6 protein-coding genes are annotated in these 7,674 nt (G+C 39.5%); all 6 read left to right on the forward strand.

Annotation, left to right across the window (positions count from 1 at the left end):
* Window positions 1-3,211: FlgD immunoglobulin-like domain containing protein (locus WC955_12710; protein MFA5859915.1), on the forward strand; the 3,211-nt coding region annotated here is incomplete at its 5' end.
* 20 nt (window positions 3,212-3,231) lie between these two features.
* On the forward strand, window positions 3,232-3,360 hold the full coding sequence (locus WC955_12715; GenBank protein ID MFA5859916.1) for a hypothetical protein: 129 nt from the start codon (window positions 3,232-3,234) through the stop codon (window positions 3,358-3,360).
* Window positions 3,361-3,465: 105 nt separating this feature from the next.
* Window positions 3,466-3,687, forward strand: coding sequence for a hypothetical protein (locus WC955_12720; GenBank protein MFA5859917.1), 222 nt, complete (start codon window positions 3,466-3,468; stop codon window positions 3,685-3,687).
* A 29-nt stretch (window positions 3,688-3,716) separates the two neighbouring features.
* The gene (locus WC955_12725; protein ID MFA5859918.1) at window positions 3,717-4,850 is read left to right on the forward strand and encodes a hypothetical protein; all 1,134 of its coding nucleotides are present in this window, start codon (window positions 3,717-3,719) and stop codon (window positions 4,848-4,850) included.
* Window positions 4,810-6,660, forward strand: a complete 1,851-nt coding sequence (locus tag WC955_12730) for a hypothetical protein (protein ID MFA5859919.1) — start codon at window positions 4,810-4,812, stop codon at window positions 6,658-6,660. The genes WC955_12725 and WC955_12730 overlap by 41 nt, the downstream gene beginning before the upstream one ends.
* Before the next feature lie 48 nt (window positions 6,661-6,708).
* Window positions 6,709-7,488, forward strand: coding sequence for a HEAT repeat domain-containing protein (locus WC955_12735; GenBank protein ID MFA5859920.1), 780 nt, complete (start codon window positions 6,709-6,711; stop codon window positions 7,486-7,488).
* Window positions 7,489-7,674 lie beyond the last annotated feature (186 nt).

Consider the following 7,674-nt stretch of genomic DNA (forward strand, 5'->3'; position numbering starts at 1 on the left):
AATAGGCAAGATTGAGTACTACGTTAACGGTGTTTTAAGAAACACAATAACCAACCCCGTAGTCCAGCCCATAGCGTCAGTGGGTTGCAGCGAAAGTTATAGCTGGGCTACCCTCGCAGAAATTGATGGGCAGTATAGTCTAAAAACAAAGGTATACGATAAACTCGGTAATACCGCGGATAGCGCAGTACCTACAGTTGTGGTGAACAACAACGTATTGGATATCCGTAATACCGGCATAAGCCCCGCGGAGTTTAACCCCACCCTCGGGCAGGTGACAAATATTTACTACGAACTAACTGAACACTGTAAGGCTGTGACTATAAGAATTAAAGGCGGGAGTATTGTTGGCGAACTTAAACTCGTGGATTCTATAGCACAGCCCGGTGGGATAAAGAAACTGTCCTGGGATGGGAAAGACGGTACTGGACAGCAGGTAGCAAACGGGATATACAGTTGTGTAATCACCGCAGAAAGTTATGCGAACGAAGTGAAGCCTGCGACGATTGGCAATATAAAAGTTTCTGCCGGGCTACCGGTTATCACAAACGTATCAACCGATGGTATACTTGAGCGTTCAGCCGGCGAAACAACCGTGGAGGTTAACTACACGATTTCCTTACCCGCAGGGATAACGACAACAAGTGTTACTGAACAAATCCTTGATATATCAAACACAGTGGTAAAATCAGCGGTGTACTCTTCCCGCGCAGGGGGGAGTTATGTGTTCACATGGGACGGGAAGTACGATAGTACCGGCATAAACGCTGGGGAAGGCGTGTACTCATACCGTATAACAGTAGGTAAAGGCACGGATAAAACGTCTGTATCCGGGAGTATTACGGTAATACAAACCAATACGCAGGTAGCGGTAAGCGCCGAGCCTGCGCCGGTAGTGACATTAATGTATAACTCCGCAGCGCCGGTGATAACCGTCACCGCGCCAAGCGAGGAACAAGAATCTCAGGCATTACTCTCAATCCGCATGGGTGATGAACAACAATTCCTGCAAAGCACGATTTATGATATCAACCCTGACGGTACGGTGTTTACTACCCCGGCATTACTGATGTTTGACTACGACCCGATGTTGTACGGCGATAAACTCAAGGTGTATAAGTACGTCTTACACCCCGAGGGTACCTACCAGTGGGTTGAACTTCCCAACCAGTACGTTGATACGCTGAACCACAGGATCGTAGCGGAGGTAACCTCGTTATCATTATACGCGATACTAACCTGTTATGACGACACACCGCCGGAAATAACGGATGTTGCAGCGGTACCCCAGGTATTTTCACCTAACTCAGACGGTGTGAGCGATACCACAACACTGGAATACAAGTTGACCGACAATTTTGCGGCATTCATCCCGAAAGTAAGTATCGCAGTATTTGATAACGCCAACCAGTTAGTAAGGGCATTGGTAGAAAACACGCGGCGTGATCTTGGTGTGAACACCGAATCCTGGGATGGGAAAGATAATAGCGGTAACACAGTCCCCAATGGCGTGTACACATACACAATCACTGCAACGGATAAGAGTAACAACACGTGTGTCCCGCATAGCGGAACTGTAAAAATTGACCTTACCCCGCCGGTTAGCAGTGTATCCCTTGGAGGTCCAAGCCATATCGAAGGGGATAGGATGTTTGTATCAAGCGAAACTGCGGTTACATTAGTTTCCAATGATCCTGTGGTGAACAACGTGTCATCAGGGGTTGGAGAAACTTGGTATGCAATAGGTATTTCAACTGAATACACAAAATTTGAAGTACCGTTATCATTTACGACCGAAGGCGAGGTTGTGCTGCACTACTACGCTGTAGACAACGTTGGCAACCGCGAAGAGGTTAAGTCTAATAATATTACAGTAGACAACACCCCGCCGGTAACGAGTTTATGCTACGGCAGCCAATCGTACCCGCTTGACGGTATGACAATGATAAACACAGGCACGCCGTTGATGTTTAGCGGGGAAGACACGATTTCTGGCATAACCACAACGTACTACTCAATAGATATGGGGGAGTACATAGAGTATAGCGACGCTTTGACACTCACCGAAGGGCAACACACGGTTAAGTGGTACAGCGTAGACTACGCAGGTAACATTGAAGCTGTGAAAGAACAACAACTTGCGGTACTCAACAACGCAGCGTATGCGTTAATGTCTAGTGGCGAGGTAACCCTCAATGGCGGGAGCAGTGTTACCGGCTCAATCCTTACGAACACTGTGTTAACACTCAATGGTACCGGCGGTGTGGACGGCGACGTTATAGCGCAATCCATCAAACGTTCACCCAAGAACACGAATATCTCGGGGACTGTTACTATAACCACCGAGACGGTGAACACCGAACCGTTCAACCTGGCAGGTGTTTATGAACAAGTAAAACAAACGAATGATAACGCAACAATCGGGCTTACGTTAAAAGGCGTGAACCCAGTAGACAAAACCGGCTCTTTGGTAGTGCGTTCCGGCGACGTGCTAACGCTATCTGCGGGAACATACTACTTTACCGCGATAAATCTCTCTGGTAACGCTGTAGTAAAGATAGACAGCGAAAACGGTAGTGTTGGAATATTTGTCACAGGCAAGGTTATGGTTGACGGTACAGCGAAACTCAACCCTGACAATGACAAGTACGCACTTGCGTTGTACTGCCATAACGTTACGGATAACAAAATATTGGTCAACGGCACAATTTGCGGGACAATATACGCTCCGAAATACGACCTTGTGATGGACGGCAACGGTATGATCACGGGTAATGCGTGTATCGCTTCTGCGGTACTCAACGGCAAGGCAAGCGTAGTTGGGCCGGTAGTAACCCCGCCGGAAGCAGATGCTGCAGGTTCACGGTTTGGTATGATGACAAACGATACTGCAGCGTTGGAAGCAGAAATCGCGAACCTCAACTTTAAGCCTGGGGAGAAAATTATTACACCCAACCATGACGGGAGAAACGATAATGCAACCTTCAGCGGGATAACACGGTACTTAAGTATACGGTTAATGCAAGGCCGGGAAGAAAACGTTGACGTAACAATCTGTGACCTCTCGGGCAGAGTGGTACGGCGTATATCCAACCCATCCGGCTGGGACGGTACTGACGACAACGGCACGCCCGTCGCTAACGGCGTATACATTTACCAGTTCAAGGCGAACGGCAAACTGGTCACCGGCAGTGTTGTAGTGGCGAAATAATATCAAGGGGGAAACAATGTATGGCAAAAACAAAAACCTCAACGTATGTTAAACAAAGACAAAAGATTGTTCCTGTTAGAGGGTATACAAAAAAAGTTGGAGGACATAGAATTAGAGTTAAAGGACATCGGAGATCAACGCCAAACTAAAGATTTAATTTAAGTGCAAGGTTTTAGAAGGTATAACGGATAGTTTTTTAGAAGAAAACATGGTTAACGTCGTACCTAAAGTGTCTCGGAAGCAGGAGAGGTTTTGTGATGAAGCCAGAAAGCGGCAGCACGTTGATAAACATGGACATACTCAGCCAACCGGGCAGCATGAAGATATTGTGGTGGAACAAAATATACTGGCCGTCAAGTTTTACGTACTGTACCGATGTGATACCTGTTGCATATAACCAGAAACCTATTGAGAAGATTGGCGACCAAACGAGGTTATATTTTAAAAAAGGAAGTGTTGTTGAATATAAGGCTTAAAAATATTTAAGGGGGATAGGAATTATAGAATGTTAAAATTGTCTCGTTTATTTAGGTTTGTCAAAATTATTTTATTATATTTGATTATAGAGACGATATTTATATCCCATATCGAATCTCAAGAATCTAAATTTATGGATGAAAACCCAAAAATACAAGAATTGTTGGAAAGAGAATTACCAAGCATAAGGACTGGTAATCCGGAAGAAAGAAATAATGCTTTAGGAAAGTTAAAATTTGGGTTAATGACATTAGGGAATACGTGGCCCGGAAGAATATTCCCAAATCAAAAAACAAAAGAAATAATGTCTAAAGAATTAATTGACATAATTGAGACATTGAAAGGGAAAGATGAAATCACGAAAATGTCACGTTTATACATTATTGATATATTAACCAAACATGGAGGCGACTTGTTATCCACAAAATATATTCTTAATATTTTTAAAGAAGGACCAAATGAGTTAAGAGAACGTGCTTTATCGCGATTAGGTAGTCCACATGGAGTTTATGGAGATGAAGTATTTAATGAGGTTAAGAAACTATGTGATAAGGGAATCATTCCTGAGGAAGAGCATGCCATATATCTCGATAGAGCTAGTAGAGAGAAAGGCCTACCGGAAGTGTTAAACATTTTAAAGACCACAAAAAACAGAAAAGCTTTTGTTAATGCATCAAAATCGTTACGGGACTATAAATATCTTCCATATGTATTTGAACGCATTAAAGAATTTAAGTTAGATGAACCTAATACAGAATTCCCTTCTGTAAATTCAAAATTTAGTCCAGATGTTTCTTCTTGTATAGACAGAAAAAAGCTTAACCAATTTATAGAACAATCTGATGGTGAAGACCTTATAATGGCTTTAGAAGTAATAAATATGAGTAGCTCCTTTATGACCGATGAAATAGTTCCAATATTATTGAAAAAGATAGAACATGCGAATCCAAAAGTTAGGGAGATGTGTATTAACCCCTTGTTGATAGGTTCCCAACATCCTAATATAGATCAGCAACAGATTGTCAATATTTTAGAAAAAATAACAGAAAAAGAAAATGTTCTTAAAATAAAAGAAAAAATGATTGAAACAACAATAAAAATAAAGGAGTTTATGTTAGAAAATGATAAAAGAAAAAATAAAGGTAAAAAAGAACCCAAGTAATTTTAAAAAAATTCATTGGTTATGTGTTTTTACTATTTTTTTGCAAATGCTATTTTCAACTCGGGTTCATTCTGCTGTTACAGGTAATGCAGTAGCGCAGGAAAGAGGAGATATTGAATTTCGGCAGTTGAATATACCTGTAGACGAACATGGCGGAATTTATTGGTCTTATGGAACCGGCGATCCGACTAATAAAAACCATCATCTTATGACAGAATTAAGTGGACCAGTAGGATTTAATACAATTACTGTTCAATCATTTGTAGATGTATTCGGTTCTTATTACGGAGCATATACATTAAACGATATTAATTTAACCTTGCAGAAAAGACAGGCAATTATTAATACGGCTTTTGACGTTAGAAGTAAAATTCCCGCAATAACCTATGTATTAAATCCTATTAACCAATATATTGAGTGGGATGATAATTTGGGTGATTGTCCGGGAGTTCTTGAATTAAAAGAAATTGAAGCGATGCGTTCTGATGCTTATGTGGAATTTTGCTATGCAGAGAATAATGTTCCGATATTAACTTTAGGTAATAATATTAAAACTCAAACAGATTTAATGATATTTAAAGCTGGATCCCAACTTCTTTATCCCAGTGACCAGAGAAATAGGCTTCGAGCATCTTATATTGACAATCCTGAAATAACTGTTCTAAATGCAATTGATAATAATATAATTCTTGATAATTGTGTTGCGAATATAAAAAAAATAAAAATTAAAGTCAAAGATATATCTTCCGGTCCTTGGCGTTTAGAATTATGGCAAGGTAGCCCTTCAGAGGGTAACTGTTTAGGTGATAATAATCTAACCGCTGGTATTGTTGATAAATACATTTATACTTCCTCTGACAATGATCTTTCCGAATTAGATAATCTTGCAGATGGAAATTATACAATTCGTGCATATGATAGAGCAGGTAACGACACTCTTCACCAGTTTAAGATAGACACCACAAAACCAAAGGTACAGGTAAGAGAAGCGAAAGAAGATGTTTATAACAGTAGCAGTAAATCAATTTCCCCCCGCGGGCTGAGTGAATCAACCACAGTATATATCATGGTTACCGAGGAAACAAACGGCTCGGGGATAGACAAGATAAAGGTCTGGAAAGGAAAAGTTGATGTAGGAGAACTAATATTTAATAAAGAAATAGAAGGTTATGTTCAAAGCGATAATAATTTTGTTTACACAGTAACTGAGTGCCCAATATTTGTGCAAGTCTGGGACAAAGCTGGCAATATTAATTTGTTTTATTTTGAAGTCAAAGATATGCGTCCACCGGAAGTTGTGGTAAGAGAGAGGGTAGGTAGCGAAGTTGGTGATATTATTTACCGAGGCGAGGTAACAGGGTCAACTACAGTTTATATTATGGTTGACGACGATAAATACGGTTCAGGAATAGACAAGATAGAAGTAAGGAAAGACAATCCAGATACCGGCGAAGCGATACTGCCATATCCTGACTATACGAATTACGGGCAAAGCCATACGTACAGTGTTACCAACTTGCCGGACAAAGGATTTATATATATCAAAGCATGGGACAAAGCGGGTAACGTTACAACCTACGATTTTGAAGTAGACTCTATACACGAGTTGGAAACCAAACAACCAGACTTTATGGAGCCAGGCAGCGTGTTGACAAATATAGACACAATCAACCAACCGGGCAGCATGAAAATTTTGTGGTGGAACAAAATATACTGGCCGTCAAGTTTTACGTATTGTACCGGTGTGATACCTATAGATAGCCAGCCCCGCGTTGAGAATATTGACAACCAAACGAGGTTATATTTTTAATAAAGTAAAAGAGCATTAAAATATATCTAAAAAATGGAGGGATTGTTTATGAAGAAGTTGTTTTTAGTAACAATTTTAACTTTTAGTATTGTAAACTGTGCAAGAGCAGAAATTTCAACAGGAACTGTGGTAAACGATAAAACAAATATTGAAACTAAAGATAGTAAAAGAACCACACAAGAAAGATTGAAAAGATTGGAAAGGGAAGGAAAATTAAAACTTTGTCCTAGTTTAGCAGGTTTTTATTATAATCCTAAAGATTCTAAACAATTAAAAATATTAGAGAAATATTTAAAACATAAAGATGCTGATTATCGTCTTGCAGCAGCCAATCTATTGAGTTCTGGGGATGAAAGAGCAATAACCATACTTCGTAGTGCATTAAATGATAAAGATGAAAAAGTTCAAGTAAAAGTGGCTTGGGCTTTATGCAGATTAGGTGACAAAATAACAGGTTTACCGGGTATAACAAAAGAAGCGAGAAAAGGTAATATAGATATCTTATTTTATGATGAAAATAGAAAAAGAAAATGTTTTGATGATGTACTGGGCAAATCTGTTTTAATAGAACTTACAAAGAATGAAGATGAGGAAATTCGTTCAAAAGCTGCGTTTTATTTAGCAACTTATTTTGGTGAGAAAGAATCACTAGAATTGAAGATAGAAGAAATGCTCAAATCAAATAATCCGAGAGTAAAAGAAATAGGTGAAAGTCTTTTACAACAAAAGGGAGATAAGAAAAGCAAAAAGAGATTACAAGAATTAGAATATCAAGAGATTCAAGAAGAAATTAAAAAAGCAGAACAAATAAATAGTCAAGAAAGATGAGGAATGAATATGATATATAAAAATATTTTTTTCTCGCTTTGGATAATAGGAATTCAGTTATATCTTACATCTACTTTATTTTCTTATGACGGAGTTTTTCAGCGAGTTTGACCTCACTCAGACAATATAGCAACTTCTTTTAACTCTTGTAAAGCCCCTCCTTTAGACTTAAGTTTCCATGCGGCA

The organism is Elusimicrobiota bacterium (genome assembly GCA_041658405.1).
Lineage (GTDB): Bacteria > Elusimicrobiota > UBA5214 > JBBAAG01 > JBBAAG01 > JBBAAG01.

What these genes read in the sequence shown, in the direction of transcription:
- WC955_12715 (MFA5859916.1), top strand. Translation starts at nt 3,232, where the DNA reads ATGGCAAAAACAAAAACCTCAACGTATGTTAAACAAAGACAAAAGATT.
- WC955_12725 (MFA5859918.1), top strand. Translation starts at nt 3,717, where the DNA reads ATGTTAAAATTGTCTCGTTTATTTAGGTTTGTCAAAATTATTTTATTA.
- WC955_12730 (MFA5859919.1), top strand. Translation starts at nt 4,810, where the DNA reads ATGATAAAAGAAAAAATAAAGGTAAAAAAGAACCCAAGTAATTTTAAA.
- WC955_12735 (MFA5859920.1), top strand. Translation starts at nt 6,709, where the DNA reads ATGAAGAAGTTGTTTTTAGTAACAATTTTAACTTTTAGTATTGTAAAC.